General features: G+C 68.9%; 1 protein-coding gene. It reads right to left on the reverse strand.

Annotation, left to right across the window (positions count from 1 at the left end; all coding sequences use genetic code 11):
• On the reverse strand, positions 1-1,411 hold a 1,411-nt coding region (locus ABCR83_RS32590), incomplete at its 3' end, for a type I polyketide synthase (protein WP_462698878.1).
• Positions 1,412-1,671: the final 260 nt, after the last annotated feature.

The raw sequence follows: 1,671 nt of genomic DNA on the forward strand, positions 1-1,671 counted from the left end.
CCGAAGAAGAAACCTCCTCGACCTCCGGCGCCTCCTCCACAACCAGATGCGCATTGGTCCCCGAGAAGCCGAACGACGACACCCCCGCCCGACGCGTGCGCTCGCTCCGTCGCCAATCCACCGGATCGGTGAGCACCCGGAGGCCGCTGTCCTCCCAATCCACGTGCGGGCTCAGCTCGTTCACATGCAGAGTGCGTGGCAGCGTGCCGCGCTGCAGCGCCATCACCATCTTGATGACGCCGGTGACCCCGGCCGTGATCTGTGTGTGTCCGATATTCGATTTCACACTGCCCAGCCACAACGGGCGGTCCTCCGGGCGGTTCTCGCCGTAGGCGGAGATCAGGGCCCCAGCCTCGATGGGGTCGCCGAGGGTGGTGCCGGTGCCGTGGGCTTCCACCGCGTCGATGTCGCCGGGGGTCAGCCGTGCGTTGGCGAGGGCCTGGCGGATGACGCGTTCCTGGGACGGACCGTTGGGGGCGGTGAGGCCGTTGCTGGCACCGTCCTGGTTGACAGCGGAACCCCGGATGAGGGCAAGCACGCGGTGGCCGTTGCGTTGTGCGTCGGAGAGGCGCTCCAGGACCAGGACCCCGGTGCCCTCTGCCATGCTCATACCGTCGCTGTTCGCCGAGAACGGCTTGCAGCGGCCGTCCGGCGCCAGGCCGCGCAGCTCGCTGAAGCCGATCAGTGGGGCCGGGGACGACATGACGTAGGTGCCGCCGGCCAGTGCCAGGGGGCACTCGCGCTGCCGCAGCGCCTGGCAGGCGAGGTGGAGGGCCACCAGGGACGAGGAGCAGGCAGTGTCCATCGTCACCGCGGGTCCCTCGAGGCCCAGGGTGTAGGACACGCGGCCCGAGGTGACGCTGCCGGAGTTGCCGATGGTGAAGTATCCGGCGGCGCCCTCCGGCACCCGGGAGGCGTTCAAGGCGTAGTCGAGGCCGTCGCAGCCGATGAACACGCTGGTGGGGGTGGCGCGCAGCGAGTGCGGGTCGATCCCGGCGCGCTCGATGGCCTCCCACACCACTTCCAGCGCGAGGCGCTGCTGCGGTGCCATGGCCAGGGCCTCGGTCGGGCCGATGCCGAAGAACGAGGCGTCGAACTCCCCGGCGTCGTGGACGAATCCGCCCTCGCGCACATAGCTGGTGCCCGGGTGGTCGGGGTCCGGGTGGTAGAGGCCGTCCAGGTCCCAGTTGCGGTTGCCGGGCAGTGGCGCGATGGCGTCACGGCCCTCGGCGACCAAGTCCCACAGCTGCTCGGGGGACCGGACCCCGCCCGGCAGACGACAGGCCATCCCGAGGATCGCGATCGGCTCGTGGGCCGCGTCCTCCGTGTCCTTCAGACGGCGCTCGGTCTGGCGCAGATCTGCTGTGATGCGCTTGAGGTAATCGAGAAGTTTCTCTTCGTTGTTCGCCATCGCCGCGTACAACCGCTCCTCTCCGCAACAACAGGCGGACCCGTGATGTGTGTAGAGGCAGCCGAATGGTGTGAGTGCCGGGCGGGCGGGTTCCACCTCGTTGCAGAGTTGTCGACGTCCCTAAAGCCCACCTAACCCGGGGCTACCGGCACTTGCGGACTAGTGAGCCGGTCGTGAGTCTCGGCGTCACCACGTGAGTTGCTTTCCGTCCCGGATCGTGTCGGAGGTGGTGACGCTGGGACGGTTCGGCGGTCTGCTGA

The sequence above is a fragment of the Streptomyces xingningensis genome (assembly GCF_054957865.1).